The sequence below is a fragment of the Klebsiella sp. MISC125 genome (assembly GCF_051131775.1).
GTDB lineage: Bacteria > Pseudomonadota > Gammaproteobacteria > Enterobacterales > Enterobacteriaceae > Klebsiella.
Window position 1 is genome coordinate 4,487,226 of sequence record NZ_CP180448.1, and the last position, 24,360, is coordinate 4,511,585.

Consider the following 24,360-nt stretch of genomic DNA (forward strand, 5'->3'; position numbering starts at 1 on the left):
TATTTATCGCGCCAGACGTTTCGCTTTACGCTCCGCCATCCCCTGCAGCTTCAGCAGCAGACCAATAATCACCACGTACAGCAGGCCCGCCGCCAGAATCGGCGAGAGAGGCTCATAGGTGACCGAAGAAATTCGATTGGTGACGCGGGTGAGATCAACTACGCCAATCACCGCAATCGCCGGGCTGCCTTTAATCAGGAACGACATCTCGTTGACCAGCGCGGGCAGGCTCTCAATCCACATCTGCGGCAGCATGATATAGCGGAAGTAAGCCCAGCGACGCATCCCCACCGACTCCGCCGCTTCCCGCTGCTCGCGGGGGAAAGTACGAAAAGCGTTGCGCCAGATTTCGGCGTTGAAGGCCGAGGTATTGAGCGTCAGCGCCACAATCGCCGCGACGTTTTTATCGAGGTTAATCCCGACCGTCGGCAGAGAAAGAAACAGGAACAGCACCAGCGTCACCAGCGGCGTAGCGCGGGCCAGGCTGATATAGACCACCAGCAGCTGATCGATAACCGGTACGCGTAGCATTCGCACCAGCGCAATCAGCAGGCCAATCACCACGCCAAAGGCGATGGCGATGGCCGAAATCCAGAGGGTCGTCCATGCGCCTTCAATCAGTAACTGCCAGGAAATTGCATCCATGAAGCCCTCCTTCACCTTAACAGGCGGCGGTGACCCGCCGCAGAACATATTACAGACCGGCTAATTTATGGAACTGTTCCGGGCTGGTAATCGCTTCGGTCGGCAGGTCGTCATAGGTTTCGCCAAACCACTTTTTCTGCAGCTCAGCGAGCTTGCCGGTTTCCTTCATGTGGTTCATAAATTTGGTCATATAGGCCAGCAGCTGCGGCGAGTTTTTCGGGATCGGCCATGCCATATAGCCCGGACCAGAAACCGCCAGACCTTTGGCGAATACCTTTGGCTTGGCCTTCGCCAGGTCGTTGACCGAAATAACCACGTTAATCACGTAATCGAGGCGTTTGTTGGCGAGGTCAGCGTAGGCTTCAGGGTAGGAAGGATATTCCACCACCGGCCCCAGCTTGCCGCCGGTTTTCTCCAGCATCGCTTTCAGTTCCGGCAGACGCGCCAGCAGCGCGCTGCCCGCCTGAACGCCCACTTTTTTGCCGCTCAGACTCGCAATCGTATCCAGTGAATTATCGCCAGCGCGTTTGACAAAATAGTGCTGTGCTGACGCCCACGGCGGCGTGAAATCAAAAACTTTCAGGCGGTCGTCGGTAATCACCGCGCCGGTTAACGCCATATCGTACTGGCCGGTGGAGACCGCCGCTAATAGTCCGGTCCACGGCAGAATGCTCTGATCGACATTGAATTTCGCGTATTTACGTAATTCATCGAGCATATCTTTGTTAAAGCCATCCGCCTGGCCGTTATTCATAAAGTTAAACGGCGCGTAATCATCTTCGGTCGCGACCTTCAGCGTGCCGGATTTTTCTATTTCAGGAAGATCGGCGGCAACTGCGTGATAAGAAAAGGCCATCGCCATAACGGCCCCCAGACACATTGAACCTAATGATTTTTTCATCAATCCACCCCTAATTAATTCGCCAGACGTGTTCATTCCAGAACATGAAAAGGTTTTGCAAAATATGTGCCGACGGAAGTTCCGGTCCGCGACTGATGAATGCGTTTTTACTGTAGGGAGCGTTTTTAATTTCCGGATAGAGCCAGATTCACCGCGTGGATGTGTCAGTCATTTTCAGGATGGTATGGAATTTGCTCCAGTTCATGCACAGAGCGTTCGCGTAAGGAGCTAAGCATGATCCGACACCTGTTACACGTTGATTTCGACCCGCGCCGCGGTTTGCAGGAGCAGGTGCGCGAGACGCTGATTAACGCCATTCTGGGCGGCATTTTTTCCGCCGACATGCCGCTCCCCTCCTGCCGCCAGCTGGCCAGCCAGCTGCGGGTGTCGCGTAACACCACGGCGCTGGTTTTTGAGGGGCTGGTGAACGAGGGGTATCTGGTAAGCCGCCCGCGCAGCGGGTACTACCTGCACCCGGATTATCAGCACGCTTCCCCTTCCGCGGTGCCGGAAGCTGCACCGCATGACGAGAGTTTTGCACCACGCTGGGGCACGCGGCTGCAAATTACCCCCAGCCAGCAGGAGTCGATTCTGAAACCGGCGGGCTGGATGAACTACCGCTACCCGTTTATCTACGGTCAGCCGGATACCCGCCAGTTTCCGCTGGCGACCTGGCGTTCAGCGGCTAACTGGCTGCACGGCGGGGTGCGCGATCCGGCGTGGGTGGTGGACCATATCGACCAGGACGTGCCGATGCTGATTGAGCAAATCCGCACCCGGGTACTACCCAAGCGCGGCATCGTCGCCGCGCCGGATGAGATCCTGATTACCCTCGGTTCGCAAAACGCGCTCTATCTGCTGACCCGCCTGCTGATGTCGTCGAAGACGCGAGTCGGCGTGGAGAACCCCTGTTTTCGCGAGGCCATCAACACCTTCCTGCTTGCCGATACGGATATTGTGCCGCACCCGGTGGATGAACAAGGGATCGTCCTCAACGATACGCCCTGCGATTACTACTATGTGACCCCCGGCCACCAGGTACCGACCGGCGTGGCGATGAGCAAGGCGCGACGCAGTCAGCTGCTGGAGCATGCTGCTCACCATGACGCAGTCATTATTGAGGACGATTACGACTCGGAGAGTAACTTTATGCTTAACCCGCTTCCGGCGCTGAAGGCCAGCGATCGCTGCGGACGGGTGGTCTACGTCAGCAGCCTGTCAAAGGCGCTGTCGCCGGGTCTGCGGCTGGGCTTTATGGTCGCCGACCCGGACCTGATTGATGAAGCGCGGGCGCTGCGCCGCCTGATGTATCGCCATCCGCCGACCAACATTCAGTATCAGATGGCCCACTTCCTTGCCCAGGGGCACTATGAAACGCATCTGCGGCGTTACCATTACGACTCGGCCCAGCGCTGGGACAGGCTCAACAACGCGCTGCAACATCACCTGCCGGAGTGCCGGATTATTCCCGGCAGCGAGCACGCCAATGCGTTCTGGCTATCCACGCCGGAGCAAATCAATACCCAGCAGCTCACCTGGCGCGCCGCTCATGCGGGGGTGTTGATTGAACCCGGCGCACGGCATTTTCTCAGCAACGCGCCGCCGGGTAACTTCTTCCGCATGGGGTTCCATGCCATTAACCCCGACGCTATTGAGCAAGGGGTTGAAGTGCTGCGCGGTCAGCTGGCGCAGATGGGTTAGCGGTATTGTTCAAACTCCACGGCTTCGAGCACGCTGAGCAGCGCCGCACGTAGGTTATCGAGAGGAACGGATCCGAGGGCAATGCGCAGCGCCTGCGGGACGTGGGTGGAAACACAAAATGGCTCGGCAGTCGAAACGGAAATATTACGCTCCATCAACGTTTTCACCAGCCGGTCGGCCCGGCTCTCCTCACCCAGAGGCAGCCAAAGAAAGTACGAATCCGGATGGCTTACTAAGGGAAGCGCACCGAGAACCTCACGGGCAACCCGCTGCCGCTGCCGCGCGTCCTGTCGTTTCTGCGTTTCAAAGCGTGCAACCGTGCCGTCTTCAATCCAGGCGCAGACCAGCGAACTCATCAGCGAAGGGGTATTCCACGTCGTGGCGCGGATAGCGCGCTCAATCTCAGGCCGATAGCGAGACGGGCAGATAACTCCCCCCACGCGCAGACCAGTAGCCACGTTTTTTGAAAAACCGGTGACATAGACCGTTCTTTCCGGCGCATAGCTGGCCACCGGCGGAGGTGAATTACGCACCAGCCAGGCGTAGGCCGTATCTTCAATAATCAGCAGATCGTGCTGGCGCGCGAGATCGGCCAGCGCCTGTCGTTGGCGGTGATTCAGTACCCAGCCGAGCGGATTATGCAGCGTCGGCATGGTATAAACCGCCCGCACGCGCCGCTGTTGGCATAGCTGATGAAGCGCATGGAGATCTGGTCCCTCGGCGCTACAGGGAATCGCCACCAGCTCCAGATGATAAAGCGCCGCCAGGGCTTTAAAACCTGAGTAGGTTAGCGCATCTACCGCCACCACATCGCCCGGTCGCAGAAGCCCCATCACGGTTACCGCCAGCCCGTGCTGAGCGCCGTTGACGATCAGCACATTTTCCGCGTCAGGAGCAAAGCGGTTGCCGGTCAAATGACGAGCGATAATTTCACGCTCTGCGACCCGTCCAGCATGGGGTTGATAGCGCAGATGAGAGTCAATATCTCCCGCCATCGCTAGCTGTTTAAGCGCTTCGCGCAGCGCATCCCCCTGCCCCGGCAGCGAAGGATAGTTGAAGTTCAGATCTACGACATCGGCAGCTATCACCTGCTGATCGACGCCGTGCCCCGGTGGGAGCGAGATGTCGCGTACAAAGGTTCCGCGCCCGGTTTCGCCGCTCACCAGACCTATTGCTTCCAGTTCGTGATACACGCGCGTGGCCGTGGCCAGCGAGATATGTTCATCTGCCGCAAGGGAGCGATGCGTGGGAAGACGGGTTCCGGCGGGCATCTTCCCGCTATGAATCGCCTGCGCGTAGCGATCAACAATGGCTTTGTATCGAGCTTTCATCGGTGAATGTATCTATGACAATAATTTGATTGTATTAGATTAGGCACACTACCATCGCCTCAGACATTGCTCAAGTCAGTACAGTACATCCAATATAGCGAGGTTAGCGTGGTAGATTCAGCGGTTCACAAAACAGATCCGGGGTCATGGTCGGGATGGCTCAACGGTTTACTGGGGGTCATTATTTTTAGCGGCTCGCTGCCCGCGACGCGTCTGGCGGTGCTGGATATGGACCCGTTCTTGCTGACTTATCTGCGCGCCTCTATCGCCGGGATGCTGGCCATCGTCCTGGTGGTGAGTTTTCGCCAGAAATGCCCGCGCCTGTCGCAGCTTTTCCCACTGGTGATTGTCTCATTGGGCGTGGTGATTGGCTTTCCGCTGCTGACTGCACTGGCGTTACGGCACGTTACCTCGGCTCATTCCATCGTTTTTCTTGGCCTGCTGCCGCTAACGACGGCCATTTTTGGCGTGCTGCGCGGCGGGGAACGTCCACGTCGCGCGTTCTGGATCTTTTCTATTATTGGTAGCCTGTTAGTGGTGGGGTTCGCGCTGAGGCAAAATGCGGCAGCTTCGCTCAGCGGCGATCTGCTGATGCTGGCGGCGGTTATCGCCTGCGGCCTGGGCTATGCCGAGGGCGCAAAGCTGACCCGGGAATTAGGCGGCTGGCAGGTGATCAGTTGGGCGCTGATTATTGCGCTGCCTTTTATGCTGATCGCCTCGTTGATGACGCAGCCCGAGTCCTGGCGCGCGATATCAATTTCAGCCTGGGCCGCGCTCGGCTATGTGTCGCTATTTAGCATGCTGATTGGTTTTATCTTCTGGTACAAAGGGCTGGCTATTGGCGGTATCGCCGCCGTCGGTCAGCTTCAGCTACTACAACCATTCTTCGGGCTGGCTCTGTCGGCGGCGCTTTTGCACGAAACAGTGAGCCCAGTGATGTTGGCGGTGACGTTGGGAGTGGTTCTGTGCGTTGTCGGCTCGCGTAAATTTAGCCGCTAAAGAAGTTCCCGGAGGAGAGGGCCTTGTAGCCCGGAGGCGGCGCTTCCGCGCCTGTCCGGGCTACAAAACTGCAGACGATGCCAATCCCCCCCTCTACACCGCTCGCGCGTACTGCAGCATCACCTGCAGCAGCACGTTGGCTCCGGCCTCGACGTGTTCCGGCGAAGCATACTCAATTTCGTTATGGCTGATGCCGTCCTTGCAGGGGATAAAAATCATCCCGGTCGGCGCCAGATAGCTCATATACACCGCGTCATGCCCGGCACCGGATACAATCTCCCGCGCCGGATAACCGAGGCGCTGTGCAGCTCCGGCAATCGCCGCCTGGCAATCCGGGTGGAACGGTGCTGCCGGATAGTGGCTCACCTCTTTCAGGGCCACCTTCAGGCCGCTCCCCTGCTCGACGCTGCCGATAAACTCGCGCAGTTGGCGGTCCATCTCATCCACCAGCTCATCGCTAAGATTGCGCATATCAATCGAAAAGGTCACCTCACCCGGCACCACGTTGCGGCTATTCGGATAGACCTGCACCATTCCCACCGTGCCGCGCCCCTCTTCGCTGCGCCCGGCAATCGCCACCACCTCCTGCATAATGCGGGTCGCGACCTGTAACGCATCCTGGCGCAGGCGCATCGGCGTCGGCCCGGCGTGGGACTCCTGACCAGTTACCACGCAGTCGTACCAGCGAATACCCAACACGCCCTGCACGATACCAATGATTTTCTCTTCATCTTCCAGAATCGGCCCCTGCTCGATATGCGCTTCGAAGTAAGCGCCAATCGGGTGGTCGCCCGGCGTCTGGCTGCCGATATAGCCGATACGCGCCAGCTCCTCACCCACGGTCTTGCCTTCCGCATCCTTCGCCGCGTAAATGGTCTCCAGCGGAAATACCCCGGCAAACACCCCGGAACCCATCATCACCGGTACAAAACGCGAACCCTCTTCATTGGTCCAGAACACCACTTCAATCGGCGCGTCGGTTTCAATCTCCAGATCGTTCAGGGTACGCACCACCTCCAGCGCCGCCAGCACGCCGTAGTTACCGTCAAATTTGCCGCCGGTCGGCTGGGTATCAATATGGCTACCGGAAACAATCGGCGGCAGCGCCGGATTACGCCCTTCCCGACGCATAAAGACGTTGCCGATTTTATCAACGGTGACGCTCATCCCGGCCGCCTGCGCCCAGCTAATGACCAGATCGCGCCCCTGCCGGTCGAGATCGGTGAGCGTCAGACGACAGCAACCGCCCTTCGGCGTCGCGCCGATTTCCGCCAGCGTCATTAGCGAATCCCACAGGCGCTCGCCATTAACACGGCAATCGGTGGTCTCTGTCATCGGGGTAAAAAGGACATCACTGCTCATTTCGGTCTCCTTGCATAAACGCGGCGGCCAGCTCAACCAGCAGACGATCGCTGCCGCGTGGCCCTAAAAATGAAATTCCCAGCGGTAAACCGCCCACCTGAGTAACCGGCAGAGTCACCTGCGGACGCTGAGTCATTACGGAAATTAACAGCAGGTCGTGGGACAGGCGGCGAACCGCTTCTATCTCTTCAGCCTGCGCCGTCAGCAGCGGCGCGCCGTCGGGAACCGTTGGCATCACCAGCACCGCATCGCCGAGCTGCGCGTCCCACCAGGCGCTAAACCGTTCGCGCAACTGACAGGCGGTTTCAAACTGCTCGCGAGTCACCGCTTTGCCCCAAAAGAAGCGTTCGCGCACATCCGGTCCCAATTGCAAGCCGTAGCGCTCAATAGTTTCACCCTGCGCCTGCCACGCTTCGTAGCCCTGAATCTGGCGGAAGGCGAGATAGATATCGTCCACCTCCGGCAGCGATTCGCTCAAGGGTAAAACCGTGCCAAAAAAGTGCCCCAGCCGCTGGCGAACCGGTAGCAAGGCCTGCTGGCTGCGCGGCGGCAGACGGGAAAATAGCCCATCATGGCTGGCCAGCCGAACGCGGGTAATATCCACTCTCTCATCACTAAACAGGCAGGCGGCAACGGCAGAAAAGACTTCCGGCGAGCGGGCAAAGAAACCGCAGGTATCCATGGTGGCACACAGCGGCTGACAGCCGTCGAGGGAGATTCTCCCGTGGGTCGGACGCAGACCGTACAATCCGCAATAGCTGGCGGGAGTGCGTACCGAGCCGCCGGTATCGGATCCGAGGGCAAAATCACAGGCATCGTTCGATACCGCCGACGCCGAGCCGGACGAAGAGCCGCCGGGAATATGATTGGGCGCGGCCCCGTTGCGCGGGGTGCCATAATGCACGTTGTGTCCGCTCATCGAATACGCCAGCTCGCTGGTATGGGTTTTGCCGATAAAGCGCGCGCCGTTATCCAGCAGCGTTTGCACCACCGGGGCGGTGCGTTTTTTAATTCCGGACAGCGCCAGCAGGTGCGGGTTGCCGCCACCGGTCGGGTAGCCCGCCACGTCGAACAAATCTTTGACCGCAAAGGTCAGCCCGCTCAGCGGCCCGCTTAAGGCATGCGCCACCGGGTGCGCCGGATAGGGCATAAAGGCGCGAAGGTCATCCTGCATGTTGGTCTCCTCTGTGATTCAGGCGTAAAGCGCCTGGTTTTCAACGGACGCATTCAGCTCGCGCCAGCGATGGCAGCTCACCACATGACGCGACCCTACCTGTTCTGTCGTTGGTTGGCTCTCGGCGCAGGCCGGTCGCGCGTGCGGGCAGCGCTCGGCAAAGGCACAGCCTGGCGGCAGGCGCGAGAGATCGGGCGGCGAACCGGGGATGCAGTGCAGCGCGTCGCCCTTTTTCAGCCCCTCTTTCGGGCGGCTGCCTAACAACACCTGGGTATAGGGATGACGGGGGCGGTATAAAATATCCTCAATCGACGCCTCTTCAACGATGCGCCCGGCGTACATCACCGCCACCCGGTCGGCAATCTCCACTGCCGCGCCGATATCGTGAGTCACGAAGATAATCGACAGGTCTCGCTGCTTTTGCTGCTCGCGCAGCAGGATCAGGATCTGGATTTGCACAGTGGCATCCAGCGCGGTGGTCGGCTCATCCGCCAGCAGCAGCTGCGGATTGCAGGAGAGCGCAAGAGCAATCATCGCCCGCTGGCGCATCCCGCCGGACATCTCGTGCGGATAGGCGTCCAGCCGCCGCTCGGGGCTGGGAATGCGCACCCGGCGCAGCGCTTCCAGCGCCCGCTCCCGCGCAGCCTGACGCGACAGCCCTTCGTGGCGGCGCAGCCCCTCAACAATCTGTTGTCCCACGGTATAGACCGGGTCGAAGGCCAGCAGCGGCTCCTGAAAAATCATCGCGCAGCGCGCGCCGCGATAGCGCCGTAGCTGCCCGGCGCTCATGGTCAGCACCTCTTCCTCCCCGACTTTCAGGGTGCCGGAAAGCACGCTGCTTTTCGGCGGATGCAGGCGCATCAGGGCGCGTAGTGTGACGCTTTTCCCGGAACCGGATTCACCGATCAGCGCCATCACTTCGCCCTTTTGCACATCAAAGGAGACGCCGTTGACTGCGTTGACCGTCTGGCCGTCTCGGCGAAACTCCACCCGCAGGTCGCGGATATGGACATAAGCTTCATGCGACATGGCTCACCTCCTGGATGGCGATATTCTGATGCCAGGGCGACGCGGGCTGCGCCATCAGGCAGGCGCTTTGATGTCCTTCACCGATGCTTTCAAGCTTTGGCTTCACCTGCGAGCACACCGCTCTGGCATGCGGACAGCGGGTATGAAACCGGCAGCCAGAAGGGGGTGAAATCGGGCTGGGCGGATCACCGCTCAGCGGGGAGGTTAAGGTGCGATGTTGCGGATCCATCGACGGCATCGAGCTTAATAACGCGCGGGTATAAGGGTGCGCCGAGGCGGTAAACAGCTGCTCCGCCGGGCCAATCTCCACCACCTCGCCGAGATACATCACCAGGATGCGATCCGACAGCCAGCGCACCACGTGCAGATCGTGACTGATAAACACATAGGTCAGCGCCAGCGTTCGCTTAAGCTCCTGCAACAATTGCAGCACCTGGGCCTCAACCGATTTATCCAGCGCCGAGACCGCTTCATCGAGAATGACCAGCCGGGGCTTCATCGCCAGCGCGCGGGCGATGTTGACGCGCTGGCGCTGGCCGCCGGAGAGCGCGTGCGGGTAGCGATGGGCAAAGCGTCCAGGCTCGAGGCCGACGTGCGCCAGCAGATAGCGTGCATATTCGCTGGCCTCTTTGGCGCTAACGCCGTGTACCCGCTGACCGAACGCGATGCTCTCTTCCATGGTCATGCGCGGATTCAGCGACGCGTAGCTATCCTGAAAGACCATTTGCACCTGACGGCGATACTCTTTCATCGGCAGGCGCGATGAGCCGACCTCCAGGCCATCAAAAATCAGCTCGCCGCTATCCTGCTTAAGCAGTTGCATCAACAGCCGGGCGGTGGTTGATTTACCGCAGCCCGACTCCCCTACTACGCCAAGGGTTTCGCCTTTGACCACCGTAAAGCTAACGTCATCCACCGCCTGCACCACTTCGCGCTTTTTGCCGCCGCCGGCAGGAAAATGTTTCAGCAGATTGTTGACCTTCAGCAGCGGCTGAGCCGGTCCGCCGAGGTCGATATTGATAAAGGGTTGCATCGCTTACTCCTTAATCGCCATTGCCGCGCGCAGGCGGTCCGCGAGGATATTGAACGAAATGGAGGTGATAAAAATCATCAGGCCGGGCAAGGCCGCCACCCACGGCTGGGTATAGATTGCCGTGCGCAGGGTGTTGAGCATCAGCCCCCACTCAGGCTCAGGCGGGCGAACGCCAAGACCCAGAAAAGAGAGGCCGGAAGCGAGGATCATGCACACCGAAATCAGCCCGGTAGAGAAGACGAAAATCGGCCCTAAAACGTTGCCCAGCACCTGCACGCGAATAATCGTAAACGCGCTGGCCCCGGTGGCGCGGGCGGCGTCGATATAATCCATATGCCGCACCTGCGCAGTGACGCTTTCGGCGATACGCGCCACCTGGGGGACAAACACCAGGGTCAGCGACAGCAGCGCATTACCGATGCCTGCGCCCAACGCGCCGGAGAGCGCTATCGCCAGCAGAACCGAGGGAAACGCATAAAACACGTCGACGGTGCGCATAATAAGGGTGTTGGTTTTACCACCCGCGTATCCGGCGATAATGCCGATCGCGCCGCCGATAAAAAAGGCGAACACCACCGGGACTATGCCCATAAACAGCGACAGGCGAGTGCCAAGAATCAGCCTGGAGAGCATATCGCGCCCCAGCTCATCGGAGCCCAGCACAAAGCCGTCGGTGCCTATCGGTTTAAGACGTAAAAACATGGAGGTCTGATACGGGTCTTTGACGATCAGCCACGGACCGAACAGCGCCAGCGCCAGCAGAATCAGAATGATCGCCCCGACAAACACCCCACCGGGGTCGCGCAGCAGTCGGCTAAACACGCCGTGCCAGTAGCCTTGTCGGGCGACCGTCGTTGCAGAAACGGGAATGCCTTTGGTTGTCACGGTATCCACCATCGTCAGCTCCTCTTAATTCGCGGGTCGAGACTGGTTTGCAGAATATCCACCAGCAGATTGAGCAGCACAAAGAACAGCGCCAGCACCCAGATGGTGCCCTGCAATAACGGCAGATCGCGCTGGAAAATGGCGGTGTTCAGCAGCATCCCGGTACCGGGCCAGGAGAAGACGGTTTCCACCAGAATCGAGCCGCCCATCAGATAGCCGACCTGCAGGCCCATTACCGCCAGCGCGGTCGGAGCGGCGTTTTTCACCACGTGCAGGAAGATTCGCGACTCGTTGAGCCCCCGGGCGCGCAGGCCGACGATAAACTCCTGGCTAAGAATGTCCGCCACCTGCGAACGGACAGTGCGGGCGATAATCCCGGTTGGGATCACCGACAGCGTAAAAGCAGGCAGCAGCATAAACTGCAGATGTTCCCAGTCCCACTGCCAGCCCACCTCGCCAATCGGCCCGCCGCCGGTGGCCGGCAGCAGCGCGAGTTTGACGCTAAAAATGATGACCAGCAGCATCCCCAGCCAGTAGTGCGGCACGCTAACGCCAAACACCGACAGCACCGAAGCCAGGCGGTCGATAATGCTGTTACGAAAGTAACCGGCGACAAAACCAAACAGGCTACCCAGCACAAAGCCAATCACCGTCGCCAGCAGCGCCAGACGCAGAGAGTAAGTCACCGCCGTCATCACTTCGCCAATCACAGGGCGCCCGGTGGCGACCGACATGCCCAAATCGCCGTGCAGCGCCCGCCATAGCCAGTGGACAAATTGTAGCGGCAGAGGTTTATCAAAACCGTAGGCCTGCATTAAGGTCTGACGCAGCGCTTCCGAGGCGTCCGGCGGCATCACCGACACCAGCGGGTCGCCCGGTGCTATTTGCACCAGCATAAAACAGATTACCGCCACCCCAAGCATGGTGGGGACGGCCAGCAGGATGCGATATAGCAGCGTATTGATCATCTCTTGCTCCCGTGACGATTACTCTTTTTTGCTCACCAGACTGAGGTCGATAAACCAGCTTTGCGGCTGTACTACCCCGGTAACGGCAGGTGATATCGCCCGTGGCCCGACGTCGTGGGCAACGAACAGGAACGGCACCTGATCGACCAGCGCGGCGTGCAGCTCACCGGCGGCTTTATCCATTTCAGCCGGAGTAAAGGCGTGCTTCACCGCCGTGGCCAGCTTTTCGGTTTCCGGGGTCGAGAAGTAGCCCCAGTTCGTTGCGACCGGTGGGAAGGCTTTGGCGGTAGAGAAGCGGATCATGCCGAAATAGGGGTCGTTCACCGCGGCGCTGACGTTGATCGCGTCGATCCCCTTCGCGGACGGATCTTTCGCTCCGAGACGCCAGTTGGTAAACAGGGTGTTCCATTCGTTAACTTTGATATCGACGTTAAAGAAGCAGCTTTTCAGGCTCTGCTGGATGTACTCGTTCATCGGCAGCGGCTGCATCTGCCCGGAACCGGATGCCGAGGTGGCGACGGTCACGTGCAGCGGCTTACCGGCGCTATATCCGGCTTCGGTCATCAGCTTACGGGCGGTGTCCGGGTCATACTTAATCTGGAAAGTGGGCTTACCGTGCCACGGGCTGTCGGCCTCATAGACGCCGGTCGCCTCGGTCATATAGCCGCCGAGATAGCTTTTCAGCTCGGCGCGGTTAAGGCACAGGTTGGCGGCTTTGCGCACGCGAATATCTTTCCACGGCGAGCCCTCCTCGAAGGAGAACTGCCACGGCCACAGGTGCGGCTGGGTATTAGCGTAGATTTTAAAACCCTGGGCCTTGATTTGATCGACCGCGTCCGGGGCCGGGGCCTCAATCCAGTCCACCTGCTTTGAAAGCAGCGCCGCGGTGCGGGCGTTGGCTTCAGGCAGCGGGATCAGCACCACTTTATCCACCCGTGGAATGCGATCTTTGTTCCAGTAGTCGGGGTTTTTATCGAGGATCAGCTGCTGGCGGGGAACCAGTTTTTCCATTTTAAACGGGCCGCTGCCCACCGCATGGGCGGCGAATTCGGTCCACGCCTGCTTACTGCGCGCGGCGGTATCGCCGCTGCTTGCCGGTACCGCGTCATACAGTTTCTGCCACGCCGTCGGGGAAACGATAAACAGGTTAGTGATGTTGTACGGCAGCAGCGCATCCGGCTCGGAGGTGGTCAACACCACGGTGTGGTCGTCAATCTTCTGCGCACCGGTCAGGGTCGGCATGCGCGAAAGCGTGTTGCCAATCTGGCCCGGAGCGTACTGCGGCGCGGCTTTATTCAGTACTTTATCCACGTTCCAGACGATAGCATCGGCGTTGACCTCCGAGCCATCATGAAACTTCACTCCCGGGCGCAGGGTGAAAATCCAGCGACTTTGATCTTGCGGGTCAACGTGCCACTCGGTCGCCAGCCCAGGAACCAGGCCGCTGGGCTTTTCCCCTTGCGACAGATCCCACTCAACAAGAGCGTCGTAAAGCGGGATACCGGTAAAACGGTTTCCCTCAAAACCCTGATCGGGCTGGCCGAGGGTTAAAGGGATATCGGCGGCGGTCATCGCTATGCGCAACGTTGAGGCATGAGCCGGCAAAGCGGCAAACAGCGCCAATGCCCCGCTAACAGCAACGGCGAGATGGCATTTACGTGAGAGTAATTTTTTCTTCAGCATCACATTGTCCCTGTTAAATAAAAGTCGCTATTTAACAGGCAAGATGCATACCAGTTCTGAACCTGCGGTAAATAAGTGTGAAATGGCTTATAAAATAAGAATGGCTTATATTATCCCAATGATTTTAATTGAAAAAATAAAACAACCTTATCTATTTGCACCACCAGCGGGAATTGTGTTGCAGGATTGCACCAGCCTTAATATTCCCGGGAGATAATAATCACGCCGCGTCATTTTTTATAAATTAAATTCATGATATCCGGTAAATCATCAGTTTGGATCGTTCTCTTCTATACTCTTCTTATAGCGATAATCCGGGAGTCGCCATGCCTTTACCCGATTTTCACCGTTCAGAGCCTTTTACCCTCGGCATCGAGCTGGAACTCCAGGTCGTCAATCCGCCGGGCTACGATCTAAGTCAGGACTCTTCCGCGCTTATTGATGAGGTGCAAAACACGCTGAAAGCGGGCGAAGCCAAGCATGACATTACCGAAAGCATGCTGGAAATCGCGACCGGTATCTGCCGCGATATCCACCAGGCCACGGCGCAACTGGGCGCCATTCAACAGGCGGTGCTGCGCGCCGCCGCCCGCCATCATGTGCAAATCTGCGGCGGCGGAACCCACCCGTTTCAAACCTGGCAGCGCCAGCAAATCAGCGCTAACCCGCGCTACCTGAAAACCGTCGAGCACTTTGGCTATCTGGCGCAGCAGTCAACGGTATTCGGTCAGCACGTTCACGTGGGATGTCAGAACGGCGATGACGCGATTTATCTTCTGCACGGCCTGTCGCGCTTTGTGCCGCATTTTATTGCTTTGAACGCAGCATCTCCCTGGCTCGACGGGGCGGATAGCGGCTTTGCATGCTCGCGACTCAATCTCTTTTCTGCCTACCCGGACAACGGCCCGATGCCGTGGGTCGACAGCTGGCAGGCCTTTATCGGGCTATTTCGTCGCCTCAGCTATACCAGCATGATCGACAGCATGAAGGATTTGCACTGGGATATTCGCCCGAGTCCGGGTTTTGGTACCGTCGAGGTGCGGGTGATGGATACGCCGCTGACGATAGCCCAGGCGGTGAATATTGCCGGATTTATCCAGATAATCGCCTGCTGGCTGCTGACGGAGCGTCCGTTTAAGCATCAGCCTGAGGATTATTTGCTCTACCCCTTCAACCGCTATCAAGCCTGTCGTTATGGGCTGGATGGCATCAATACCGATGTTCACACGGGTAAACAGCAGACGTTTCGCGAAGAGATTTTACAGCTGGCGGATAAACTGACGCCCTTTGCCCATAAGCTTCAGGCCGACAGCGCACTGGATGCAGCCATCCGCCAGGCGAAGCAGGATCGCAGTGAATCTCAGCGGATGCGCGAGTTTGTCGCCAACGGCGGATCGCTAATCGGCCTGGTACAGAAGCATTGCGAGATCTGGACGGCGTAGCGGCGATAAAACGGTATACTGCACGCCATCGTTGTTGCCTGGAATTCTATCGCCGTGCGCTTTTCATCTCTCCTGCCGCTGCTGTTTTTATCTCTACCCGCGTTCGCCAGCGGGACATGTTCACTCACCGACCCATCGCTGACTCTGCAAAGCTATACCGTTAATCCACAACGCGAGCGCATTGTCATGTACTGGCAAAAAGCGGACGGCGAAGCCTGGGGATCGCTGCGTTCGCTGCTGGCGGATATCAACCAGAACGGACGGGTACAGATGGCGATGAACGGCGGAATTTATGATAAAGCGTATGCGCCGCTGGGGCTGTATATCGAGAAAGGCAGGCAGTTGACCCCGCTTAACCGCGCCTCTGGCGGCGGCAATTTTTTTATTCGTCCCGGCGGAGTGTTTTACCTGAAAGGGCAAAATGCGGGCATTGTCAGCCTCGAGAAATTCAAGCCCTCGCCAGCCATCCAGTACGCTGTGCAGTCCGGGCCGATGCTGATTGAAAACGGCAAGATCAACTGGCGACTGAAGCCCTCTGCCAGCTCGCGAAAGCTACGTAACGGCGTGGGAATCACCCGTGAGGGCAAAGTGGTGTTCATGCTTAGCGCGCGCGAAACCAATTTCTATGATTTCGCCTGCTATGCGCAGTCAAAGCTCAACGTGCGCCAGATGCTGTATCTCGACGGCACCATTTCGAAGATGTACCAGAAAGGCGGCAGCGTGCCGTGGCAGTACCACCCGTTCGTGACCATGATTGCTGTGGAGAGCAGGTAGTCCCCGGTTGGCGGCATGCCTGAACAGGCGCTAGCCGCCACCCGGCAAAATACGCATGCAATACCGAACTTAGATTTTGTAGAATAGTGTGCCTGTCGCAATTGGGGACTGAACGAAGCCAAAGTACTCATAGAACGCTTTAGCCTGCTCATCAATGGCATGAACCATAACGGCCTTAATTCCCACCTGATCCGCCAGGTTAGCAACGCGCATCACTGCATCATTAAGCAGCCATTTTCCGAAACGATGGCCCTGAGTACATACGTCGACAGCAAGACGCCCCAATAACACGACCGGTATCGGGTCAGGCATATTCTGACGCAAACTACGGCCTAAATCAGCATGGCTCACGGAACCGGTTGCAATCGAATAATACCCCACTACGCGCAGGGTTCCTTCAAGACAGATAACAAAAGTGCGGGAAGCATTGAGGAGCTGATTTTTCATCGCCCGGCGGCGTAGCCATTCGTTTAAAACATCATTCCCACAATCGAATGACTGAAGGATATGCCTTTCCGTCAGCAAAGCCGGAGCAGTCACGTTTATTTCCATTCAGGCTTCACATCCATTAAACGCTGGCGGCCCTCAACATTTTGCACAGGCGCTTCAAGCTGTTCGATGAAGGCCTGATAACGGGCATCATCCAGAACAAATACACGCTGATCCAGAATGATGTTCTGAGCCTCATGTACAGCCTTCTCAATAATAAAATCCGTTCGATTTTTATTCACCAGACTTGCTGCATAATCAATCACCGCCCGCTCTTCATCAGTGGCGCGGATATTGATCTGCTTATCACGAGTTGGCTTGCGGACGGTGTTTTGCATGATTTTTCCTCACTGGTAACAAATTGATATACGTAATCGTAGCTCGAAAGGTAACAAATTGCTATACACTTTCATGGGTTTTATAGCCCGGACAGGCGCGTCAAGCGCCGCCTCCGGGACGGTGTAGAAGGGTTCCGTTCACCACTATTTCGCAGAAAATGTCTCACCGCGGTACGTGAACGGGTAAAGGGGGAGAAAACCGTCTCCCCCTTTACAATCCCCGCAGTCCCGCAAAGAAATCGGTGCTGCGCACTACGCTCACCTCCCGGACCTCAGCCAGCGGTCGGCTCAACTCGACGTCCTGTCTCGATTCGCCTCTGTCCGCCATCCCTGGCGGCCTGCCCTTGTCTTCGGACCTCCGGTTCGCCGATTTCAGCGGGCACCAGGGCATCGCTGCATATATCGCAGTTTCAGAGATATTCCCGCAGCTGTATGAAGATATCCCGGAGGCGGCGCTGGCGCGCCTGTCCGGGCTACCAAATCCGCCCTCAGTCCCCGGAAATCCCGGGTCGCGGCGTAAACGCCTTACCCGGGCTACCAAAACCGCACCGTGTCCGAAGCACCTACATCCGCCGATGCCCCCACTCGCGCAGGCGCTGGAACAGCACGTACAGCGATGGAATAAACAGAATGCCAATCACCGTCGCCACCAGCATGCCGCTAAACACCGTGGTACCGATAATCCGTCGACTCTGCGCTCCGGCGCCGGTGGCGAGCATCATCGGCATAATCCCAATGATGAAGGAAACCGCCGTCATCATCACCGCCCGGAAGCGGCGGGTAGCTCCTTCGCGGGCAGCATCGACTATCGACATCCCTTCTTCCCGCTTTGCCCTGGCAAATTCGACAATCAAAATCGCATTCTTCGCCGCCAGCGCAATCAGCAACACCAGGCCAATCTGCACGTAAACATCGTTGGCGTAACCGGCCCACCATAACCACAGCAGCGACCCGCCGATGGCAAACAGCACTGACAGCATCACGCTCGCCGGAAGCGTCCAGCTCTCATACTGGGCGACAAGAAACAGCCACGCCATCGCCACCGCCGCCAGCACAATCCACACCGCCTGGTTGCCGGTCTGCTGCTCCTGCCACGAAATTCCGCTCCAGGCGTAGTCATACCCTTGCGGCAGGTTCGATTGTAAAATCTGCTCCATCACCGCCATTGCCGTGCGGCTGCTGACGCCTTCTGCCGCCGAGCCGCTCACCGATACCGATGGAGACTGGTTATATTGCTGAATAAACGGCGCGCCCACCGTCGGCGTAATGGTCACCAGGTTGCTCAGACGAACCCGCTCGCCGTTGTCACTACGCACGTACAGCTCGCTAATCTGCTCCGCCCGTTCACGCCACTGCATCTCGTTTTGCATTACCACATGGTAAACGCGATTGTTGATGCTGAAATCCCCGGCGCGGGTGCCGCCAAACGCGGTTTGCAGGCTGCTGAAAATCCTTGCCACCGGCACGTTCAGCCGCGCCGCCTGGTCGCGATCAACGTTGAGCGTGAGCTGCGGGACGTTGCTGCTCCAGGTGGTAAATACCCGGCTCAACTGCGAATGCTGGTTCGCCGCCCTCAGAACCTGATTCGTCAACTGCTCCAGTTCCGCTGGAGATTGTCCGGCCTGAGCCAGAATGCGTAAATTAAACCCGGAGGCGTTGCCCAGCCCCGGCAGCGTTGGCGGCGAAAAAGTCATAATTGTCGCTTCCGGCAGCCCCATCAGTTGGCCCTGTAGTTTCTCCATTACCGAATCCAGCGGCGGCCGCTGATGCCAATCTTTCAGCATTACCGAGATAAACCCGCCGTTTGAGGCGCTGGTGCCGTTGAGAATATTGAAGCCGGACACCTGAATCACATCCTCAACCACCGGATTTGCCAGCAGCAGCTCGCGGGCCTGGGCCATCACCGCTTCGGTACGCTCCAGCGAGGCGGCTTCAGGAAGCTGCACGCTGGCAAAGAAGTAGCCCTGATCTTCCTGCGGCAGAAAGCCCTTCGGCATGGTGGTGAAGCTAAAGACCACCAGCCCGGCAGCCGCCGCCGTCGCGGCCAGCGCCAGCCAGGGACGACGATTCATACCTCCCACCAGACGCCCATAGCCATCGCGCACCTTATCCAGGCCGCGGTTAAAGCCGCGCCAGATAGCGGCAGGCCTTTCCGGACGCGGGCGCAGCAGCAGCGCGCACAGCGCGGGTGTCAGGGTCAGCGCCACCACGCTCGATAGCGTTACTGCCGTCGATAGCGTCACCGCAAACTGGCGATACAGCTCGCCGACGATCCCCGGCAGCATCGCCACCGGAACAAATACCGCCAGCAGCACTAAAGTCGTCGCGATCACTGGACCAGCGATTTGCCGCAACGCCTCGGCGGTAGCGGCCCCGCGATCCAATCCCTCCGCCATTTTCGTCTCTACGCTCTCCACCACCACGATGGCGTCATCCACCACCATGGTCAGGGCGAGAATAATCGCGAACAGGCTCAGCGTATTGGCGCTGTAGCCCAGCGAATAGAGCACGGCAAAGGTGCCGATAAGCGACACCGGGATTGCCAGAGCCACTATCAGGGTTGCCCGCCAGCTTTGCAGGAATAGAGACACCACGACCACCACCGCCAGCAGGGTCAACGCCAGCGACACGCCGATCTCTTTGATCGTCGCCGCCACAAAGCGGGTGGTATCAAACTTCACCTCCCAGGTCAGATCCGCCGGAAAACGCGCGTGCAGCCGGGTCAGCTCGGCGCGCACCGCGCTGGCAACCTGTAGAGAATTGGCGGTTGGCGTCGGGTAGATGCCAAGATAGGCGGAATCTTTACCGTTGAGCTGTGCGCCAGAGCTATAGCTGCGTGCGCCCAGCTCAATAGTTGCCACGTCCGACAGGCGCACCAGCTGACCGCGTTCGCCGCTGCGCACCACAATCTGCCCGAAGCTGGCGGCGTCGCTCAGCCGACCGATACCGTTGATGGTCAGGGTCTGCTGCTGGCCGTTAAATACCGGCGGCGTCCCCACCTGCCCCGCCGCGCCCTGCACGTTCTGTTCGCGTAGCGCCTGGGCAATATCATCGGTGGTGATATTGAGCGCGTTCATGCGGTCAGGTCGCAGCCAGATGCGCATGCTGTAGTCGCGCGCGCCGAACATCTGCACTTCGCCAACGCCCGGCAAGCGCGCCAGCGCTTCGCGCACCTGGGTGCTGGCGTAGTTGCTGACAAACAGCGGCGATAGCGTACCGAGCGGCGAATAAAGGCTCACGCCCATCAGCAGGTTGGTTGCCCGTTTGCGCACCTGCACGCCGTTCTGCTGCACTTCAGCAGGAAGCTGCGCCACGGCCTGGGAAACGCGATTCTGCACATCAATCGCCGCTAAATCGGCATCGGTACCGGCAGCAAAGGTCAGGCTCAGGCTGTAGGTGCCTTCATCGGAGCTGGTAGATTCCATATACAGCATATGGTCAACGCCGTTGAGCTGGGTCTCCAGCGGTGCGGCGATGGCTTGTGCCACGTCCGCCGCGCTGGCCCCCGGCCAGCTGGCGCTAACGTTGATGACCGGCGGCGTAATCTGCGGATATTGCTCGACCGGAATCAGCTTTAGCGATACCGCGCCGATAAAAGTCATCAGCAGCGCAATCACCATCGCAAAACGCGGGCGACGGATAAAAAACGTCAACATCCCTTCCCCCCTCTTTAGTTGAGCAACTGAACGGCTACGCCATCACGCAGGCGCTGCACACCTTCCGTCACCACGCGCTCGCCCGCATTAATACCGTCTACCACCGCGAACTCCTGCCCCTGCTGGCCGCCTGAGGTAAAACGTCGCAAGGTGACGGTGTTATCCGCCATCAGCACCCAGCTGTAAAAGCCCTGCGCATCCTGCTGTACCGCAGACGCTGGGATCATCGGGCTTTGCGCAAGCTGCTGCGGACGGAAGAAAACCGCCACGTTAGCGCCGGGCAGCAGACGGTGCTGCGGGTTTGCAAATTCAGCACGCAGCGCCACGCTGGCGGTGCGGCTATCAATGCGGTTATCGACGGAAGTCAGTACGCCGTTTTGCCGCTGCCCATCAACATCGACCTGCGCTATCCACGCCTGCTTCAGCGCGGCAATATCCGCATGCTGGCCCGCTTTGTCGAAAAAGGCGGTTTCATCGAGTGAGAAGGCGACGCGAATCGGATCAAGCTGGACCACGTCTACCAGCACGCCGCTAGAAGGGTTGACCAGGCTACCGACGTGAAACGCGCTATGGCCGACGCGTCCGGTGACCGGCGAAGTTATACGGGTATAGCCGAGCGTAATTTGCTGGGCGGCAATGCGCGCCTGCGCCTGCTCCACGGCGGCGGCGGCGACATCACGCTGCATCTGCGCGGTATCCACGTCGTTGCGGCTGATCGAGTGGTTATTTTTTAGCTGCTGATAGCGGCTTAACAGCTGCTGGGCCTGGCGGAGCGAAGCCTGCGCACTTCTCAGCTCGGCCTGCGCCAGCGCCAGCGCGGCTTTGGGCTGAGCGTCATCAAGGGTAAACAGCAGATCGCCTTTATTGACGTACTGCCCATCCTGAAAATGGCGCTGCACGATCGCCCCTTCAGTACGGGCGCGAATATCAACAGAGTGGATGGCCTCAACGCGACCAGAAATTTGCCGCTCGTTGGCATGCGGCGCTTGCTCAACGGTGGCAACGCGCACCGGAATCGCCGGAGTGGCGGCGGTCGTCAGAGCGTAGCCTGACAGGCCGCAAGCCAGCAAGGCGGAGCGGATGATCTTTTTCATGGGGGGAATTCCTTACGACGATGCGGCGTCCCTCCTCCCGCAGGAGAAGGGACGCCGGACGAGTCAGACAGACTACGCGGTTTTGCGGAAACGGCGGGTCAAGCGTTTCTCAACTTCGACCACCAGGAACATCGCGATACCGATGACCAGAGTGATGAACCAGTAGCGCAGCGGCAGCCCTTCGGTGCCAAACATCGTCTGCATCACCGGTACGTAGATGATGACCAGCTGCATCAGCAGCAGCACGCCGCTCACCAGCCAGATGCCTTTGTTACGCAGCAGCCCCATATTCAGCGAGAAGCTGTTGCTGCTGCGGCAGTTAATCATGTACACCCACTGCGCGGTCACCAGCATCTGCAGCAGCACGGTGCGGATAAACTCCGGGCTGTGGCCGCGCGGCGCCAGCCAGGCCTCAAGAATAAAGGCGGCGACGGCAATCATCGTGCCGACGAAAGCGACGCGCCAGACGGCAAAGGCATCCATCACATGCTGGCCGGTTTTACGCGGCGGGCGGTTCATCGCGTTGCGCTCGGCGGCTTCAAAAGCGAGGCCGAAGGAGAGCGTGGCGGAGGTCGCCATGTTCATCCACAAAATCAGCACCGGCGTCAGCGGAATAATGTTCCCCGCCAGCAGGGCGATGATAATCAGCAGCCCCTGCGCCAGGTTGGTCGGCATAATGAACAGAATGGTTTTCTTCAGGTTGTCGTAGACCCGACGCCCCTCTTTTACCGAACTGGCGATGGTGGCAAAATTGTCATCGGTCAGAACCATGTCAGCGGCCTCTTTGGTCACTTCGGTTCCTTTGATACCCATGGCGATGCCGACATCGGCCTGACGCAGCGCCGGAGCATCGTTGACGCCATCGCCAGTCATACCAACCACTTCACCGTTATCCTGCAGCGCTTTCACCAGGCGTAGCTTATGCTCCGGGCTGGTGCGGGCAAAAATATCGTATTCAACGGCGGCTTTCGCTAACTCGGCGTCGTCCATGTGCTCCAGCTGGTAGCCGGTCATCGCCTGGCGGCTGTTAGTGATCCCCAGCATCTGGCCGATGCTCATCGCCGTCTGCGGGTGGTCGCCGGTAATCATCTTCACGCGGATCCCCGCGTTCTGGCAGGCGTGGATAGCGTCAATCGCTTCCGGGCGCGGCGGGTCCATCATCCCGGCAATGCCGAGGAAGACCAGACCTTCACGGAGATCGTCGTGGGTCAGCGTGGTGCTGCCAACGTTAGCCGGTTTGTAGGCGGCGGCAACCATGCGCAGGCCCTGACGGGCAAAGCGCGCCATTTCCTCTTCCCAGTACTGCGGCTCGAACGGCACTGCGCCCTGCTTGCTCATCTGCTGGCGGCACATGGCAAAAATCACGTCCGGCGCACCGGTAATCAGCACCTGCTCGACGTCGCCCATTTTCTGATGGGTCGCCATATACTTGTACTGCGAGTCGAACGGAATTTTCGCCACCAGGCGCGCATCAACAGGCTCCAGCTGCGCTTTCGCCGCCAATACCTTCAGCGCCCCTTCGGTCGGCCCGCCGGTAATGCCCCACAGGCCGCGCTCGTCCTGAATCATCTGGCTGTCGTTACACAGGTCGATGGTACGCAGGTAAGTTTCCAGTACACTGCCCGGTTTAATCTGCACCGGCTCATCGCTGCCTTCCAGGCAGATGTTGCCCTGCGGCTCGTAGCTGTCGCCTTCAACGCGGTAGCAGCAATCGGCAGTGATGATCGCTTTGACGGTCATCTCGTTCATCGTCAGGGTGCCGGTTTTATCCGAGCACACCACGGTCATTGCGCCCAGGGTTTCCACCGTCGGCAGCTTGCGGATAATCGCCCGCTGACGCGCCATCGCCTGTACGCCGAGGGAGAGAATAATTGAGATAATCGCCGGTAAACCTTCCGGCACGGCGGCAACCGCCAGGCTAATCAGGGAGAGCAGTAGCTCGCCAAGAGGGATGTCGCGCAGCGCCAGGCTGAAGACGAACAGCGCGACCATCATCGCCAGGATAATGACGAAAATCGCCTTGCCGAGCTTGTCCATCTGCACCAGCAGCGGCGTGCGGTGCTTCTCAATGCCCGCCATCATCTGGTTGATGTGGCCAAGTTCGGTCTCCTGACCGGTTGCGGTCACTACGCCAACGCCGCCACCAGCGCTGATGGTGGTGCCGGAGAACAGCATATTCGTGCGATCGCCCAGCGGCAGTTCACCTTCCAGCGCGTCGGTAGTTTTATCCACTACCGTCGACTCGCCGGTCAGAATCGCTTCTTCCACCCGCAGATTGTGAGTTTCAATCAGGCGCATGTCGGCAGGCACACGGTCTCCCGCGCGCAGAATGACGATATCGCCCGGAACCAGGTCGCGGGTCGGGATGGTTTCATGCTTACCGTTGCGCTGCACGCGGGCGTCGCTGGAGAGCATATTACGGATGCCCTGTAGCGATTTTTCAGCATTACTCTCCTGGATATGGCCGATCAGGGCATTGATCACCGTGACGCCAAGAATAACCAGGGTATCAACCCAGTGGCCCATTACCGCCGTAAGCGCGGCAGCAGCCAGCAGGACAAAAATCAGTACGTCGTTAAAGTGGGCGAGAAAGCGCAGCCAGGCGGGCTTGCCTTTCTTCTCTGGTAACGCATTCGGGCCGAAGGTCTGCAGACGCTCGGCGGCTTCAGCAGAGTTCAGTCCGTTAATATGGCTGTTTTTTTGCGCCAGCACCGCATCAACGGTCTGCTGATATGCCCGGCGTGGCGCGGTATCCCCTGAGGGGGTGGTATTATTAGTTTTGATCATTTTGGTCAAAATATATCTCCCTTAAAATTCCGTGAGGCGGAAAGCCTGGAATCATTCCGGGCCAATGAG

General features: G+C 58.8%; 19 protein-coding genes. 4 read left to right on the plus strand and 15 right to left on the minus strand.

What is annotated here, in order from left to right:
* Positions 1–3: 3 nt before the first annotated feature.
* Both ACMYSL_RS21145 and ACMYSL_RS21150 read right to left on the minus strand, forming a co-directional pair.
* A complete protein-coding gene (locus ACMYSL_RS21145) occupies positions 4–645 on the minus strand; it encodes an amino acid ABC transporter permease (protein WP_181483136.1) in 642 nt (213 codons plus the stop codon).
* Between the two features lie 49 nt (positions 646–694).
* The gene (locus ACMYSL_RS21150) at positions 695–1,546 is read right to left on the minus strand and encodes a transporter substrate-binding domain-containing protein (RefSeq protein WP_110273234.1); all 852 of its coding nucleotides are present in this window, start codon (positions 1,544–1,546) and stop codon (positions 695–697) included.
* Between the two features lie 234 nt (positions 1,547–1,780).
* Between ACMYSL_RS21150 and ACMYSL_RS21155 the strand changes: the two genes are divergently transcribed.
* Positions 1,781–3,247, plus strand: coding sequence for a PLP-dependent aminotransferase family protein (locus tag ACMYSL_RS21155; protein WP_434659853.1), 1,467 nt, complete (start codon positions 1,781–1,783; stop codon positions 3,245–3,247).
* Here ACMYSL_RS21155 and ACMYSL_RS21160 read toward each other — a convergent pair.
* Positions 3,244–4,578 (minus strand): PLP-dependent aminotransferase family protein, encoded by a 1,335-nt coding sequence (locus ACMYSL_RS21160; protein WP_434659854.1) that lies wholly within the window; start codon positions 4,576–4,578, stop codon positions 3,244–3,246. The genes ACMYSL_RS21155 and ACMYSL_RS21160 overlap by 4 nt on opposite strands.
* Positions 4,579–4,686: 108 nt before the next feature.
* On the opposite strand from ACMYSL_RS21160, the gene ACMYSL_RS21165 reads away from it, so the two are divergent.
* Positions 4,687–5,577, plus strand: a complete 891-nt coding sequence (locus ACMYSL_RS21165) for a DMT family transporter (protein WP_304256858.1) — start codon at positions 4,687–4,689, stop codon at positions 5,575–5,577.
* 93 nt (positions 5,578–5,670) lie between these two features.
* Here the strand turns inward: ACMYSL_RS21165 and ACMYSL_RS21170 are convergent, their stop codons facing one another.
* The 7 genes from ACMYSL_RS21170 to ACMYSL_RS21200 are packed head-to-tail and all read right to left on the minus strand — an operon-like array spanning position 5,671 to position 13,711.
* Entirely contained in the window at positions 5,671–6,939 is a 1,269-nt protein-coding gene (locus tag ACMYSL_RS21170) for a Zn-dependent hydrolase (protein ID WP_434659855.1), read from the minus strand.
* Positions 6,929–8,113: an amidase gene (locus tag ACMYSL_RS21175; protein ID WP_434659856.1), complete on the minus strand. Its 1,185-nt coding sequence runs from the start codon at positions 8,111–8,113 to the stop codon at positions 6,929–6,931. The genes ACMYSL_RS21170 and ACMYSL_RS21175 overlap by 11 nt, the downstream gene beginning before the upstream one ends.
* Positions 8,114–8,131: 18 nt before the next feature.
* Positions 8,132–9,142 (minus strand): ABC transporter ATP-binding protein, encoded by a 1,011-nt coding sequence (locus ACMYSL_RS21180; RefSeq protein ID WP_434659857.1) that lies wholly within the window; start codon positions 9,140–9,142, stop codon positions 8,132–8,134.
* Positions 9,132–10,175 (minus strand): ABC transporter ATP-binding protein, encoded by a 1,044-nt coding sequence (locus ACMYSL_RS21185; RefSeq protein ID WP_434659858.1) that lies wholly within the window; start codon positions 10,173–10,175, stop codon positions 9,132–9,134. Before ACMYSL_RS21185 ends, ACMYSL_RS21180 begins: the two co-directional genes overlap by 11 nt.
* Positions 10,176–10,178: 3 nt before the next feature.
* Positions 10,179–11,072, minus strand: coding sequence for an ABC transporter permease (locus ACMYSL_RS21190; RefSeq protein WP_434659859.1), 894 nt, complete (start codon positions 11,070–11,072; stop codon positions 10,179–10,181).
* Positions 11,073–11,074: 2 nt separating this feature from the next.
* A complete protein-coding gene (locus ACMYSL_RS21195; protein WP_434659860.1) occupies positions 11,075–12,028 on the minus strand; it encodes an ABC transporter permease in 954 nt (317 codons plus the stop codon).
* 18 nt (positions 12,029–12,046) lie between these two features.
* Entirely contained in the window at positions 12,047–13,711 is a 1,665-nt protein-coding gene (locus tag ACMYSL_RS21200; protein WP_142464073.1) for an ABC transporter substrate-binding protein, read from the minus strand.
* A gap of 326 nt (positions 13,712–14,037) precedes the next feature.
* On the opposite strand from ACMYSL_RS21200, the gene ACMYSL_RS21205 reads away from it, so the two are divergent.
* Together ACMYSL_RS21205 and ACMYSL_RS21210 are read left to right on the plus strand one after the other, a co-directional pair.
* The gene (locus tag ACMYSL_RS21205) at positions 14,038–15,153 is read left to right on the plus strand and encodes a YbdK family carboxylate-amine ligase (RefSeq protein ID WP_434659861.1); all 1,116 of its coding nucleotides are present in this window, start codon (positions 14,038–14,040) and stop codon (positions 15,151–15,153) included.
* A gap of 54 nt (positions 15,154–15,207) precedes the next feature.
* Positions 15,208–15,927 carry a phosphodiester glycosidase family protein gene (locus ACMYSL_RS21210; protein WP_434659862.1) on the plus strand — a complete coding sequence of 240 codons (720 nt, stop codon included), beginning with the start codon at positions 15,208–15,210 and terminating at the stop codon, positions 15,925–15,927.
* Between the two features lie 69 nt (positions 15,928–15,996).
* On the opposite strand, the gene ACMYSL_RS21215 is transcribed toward ACMYSL_RS21210, so the two are convergent.
* The 5 genes from ACMYSL_RS21215 to ACMYSL_RS21235 all read right to left on the minus strand — a co-directional run bounded on the left by ACMYSL_RS21215 (position 15,997) and on the right by ACMYSL_RS21235 (position 24,291).
* Positions 15,997–16,479, minus strand: coding sequence for a GNAT family N-acetyltransferase (locus ACMYSL_RS21215; protein WP_434659863.1), 483 nt, complete (start codon positions 16,477–16,479; stop codon positions 15,997–15,999).
* Positions 16,470–16,754, minus strand: coding sequence for a DUF1778 domain-containing protein (locus tag ACMYSL_RS21220; protein WP_139538580.1), 285 nt, complete (start codon positions 16,752–16,754; stop codon positions 16,470–16,472). Before ACMYSL_RS21220 ends, ACMYSL_RS21215 begins: the two co-directional genes overlap by 10 nt.
* Before the next feature lie 563 nt (positions 16,755–17,317).
* The gene (locus ACMYSL_RS21225) at positions 17,318–20,410 is read right to left on the minus strand and encodes an efflux RND transporter permease subunit (protein WP_434659864.1); all 3,093 of its coding nucleotides are present in this window, start codon (positions 20,408–20,410) and stop codon (positions 17,318–17,320) included.
* Between the two features lie 14 nt (positions 20,411–20,424).
* On the minus strand, positions 20,425–21,504 hold the full coding sequence (locus ACMYSL_RS21230) for an efflux RND transporter periplasmic adaptor subunit (protein WP_434659865.1): 1,080 nt from the start codon (positions 21,502–21,504) through the stop codon (positions 20,425–20,427).
* 72 nt (positions 21,505–21,576) lie between these two features.
* Positions 21,577–24,291, minus strand: coding sequence for a cation-transporting P-type ATPase (locus ACMYSL_RS21235; protein ID WP_434664189.1), 2,715 nt, complete (start codon positions 24,289–24,291; stop codon positions 21,577–21,579).
* Between the last annotated feature and the right edge of the window lie 69 nt (positions 24,292–24,360).

Excerpts from the sequence above, each read along its gene's own strand:
- ACMYSL_RS21230 (WP_434659865.1), bottom strand. The coding sequence starts at position 21,504 with ATGAAAAAGATCATCCGCTCCGCCTTGCTGGCTTGCGGCCTGTCAGGC.
- ACMYSL_RS21185 (WP_434659858.1), bottom strand. The coding sequence starts at position 10,175 with ATGCAACCCTTTATCAATATCGACCTCGGCGGACCGGCTCAGCCGCTG.
- ACMYSL_RS21180 (WP_434659857.1), bottom strand. The coding sequence starts at position 9,142 with ATGTCGCATGAAGCTTATGTCCATATCCGCGACCTGCGGGTGGAGTTT.
- ACMYSL_RS21145 (WP_181483136.1), bottom strand. The coding sequence starts at position 645 with ATGGATGCAATTTCCTGGCAGTTACTGATTGAAGGCGCATGGACGACC.
- ACMYSL_RS21175 (WP_434659856.1), bottom strand. The coding sequence starts at position 8,113 with ATGCAGGATGACCTTCGCGCCTTTATGCCCTATCCGGCGCACCCGGTG.
- ACMYSL_RS21220 (WP_139538580.1), bottom strand. The coding sequence starts at position 16,754 with ATGCAAAACACCGTCCGCAAGCCAACTCGTGATAAGCAGATCAATATC.
- ACMYSL_RS21225 (WP_434659864.1), bottom strand. The coding sequence starts at position 20,410 with ATGTTGACGTTTTTTATCCGTCGCCCGCGTTTTGCGATGGTGATTGCG.
- ACMYSL_RS21205 (WP_434659861.1), top strand. The coding sequence starts at position 14,038 with ATGCCTTTACCCGATTTTCACCGTTCAGAGCCTTTTACCCTCGGCATC.
- ACMYSL_RS21195 (WP_434659860.1), bottom strand. The coding sequence starts at position 12,028 with ATGATCAATACGCTGCTATATCGCATCCTGCTGGCCGTCCCCACCATG.
- ACMYSL_RS21160 (WP_434659854.1), bottom strand. The coding sequence starts at position 4,578 with ATGAAAGCTCGATACAAAGCCATTGTTGATCGCTACGCGCAGGCGATT.
- ACMYSL_RS21235 (WP_434664189.1), bottom strand. The coding sequence starts at position 24,291 with ATGATCAAAACTAATAATACCACCCCCTCAGGGGATACCGCGCCACGC.
- ACMYSL_RS21170 (WP_434659855.1), bottom strand. The coding sequence starts at position 6,939 with ATGAGCAGTGATGTCCTTTTTACCCCGATGACAGAGACCACCGATTGC.
- ACMYSL_RS21200 (WP_142464073.1), bottom strand. The coding sequence starts at position 13,711 with ATGCTGAAGAAAAAATTACTCTCACGTAAATGCCATCTCGCCGTTGCT.
- ACMYSL_RS21190 (WP_434659859.1), bottom strand. The coding sequence starts at position 11,072 with ATGGTGGATACCGTGACAACCAAAGGCATTCCCGTTTCTGCAACGACG.
- ACMYSL_RS21215 (WP_434659863.1), bottom strand. The coding sequence starts at position 16,479 with ATGGAAATAAACGTGACTGCTCCGGCTTTGCTGACGGAAAGGCATATC.
- ACMYSL_RS21150 (WP_110273234.1), bottom strand. The coding sequence starts at position 1,546 with ATGAAAAAATCATTAGGTTCAATGTGTCTGGGGGCCGTTATGGCGATG.
- ACMYSL_RS21155 (WP_434659853.1), top strand. The coding sequence starts at position 1,781 with ATGATCCGACACCTGTTACACGTTGATTTCGACCCGCGCCGCGGTTTG.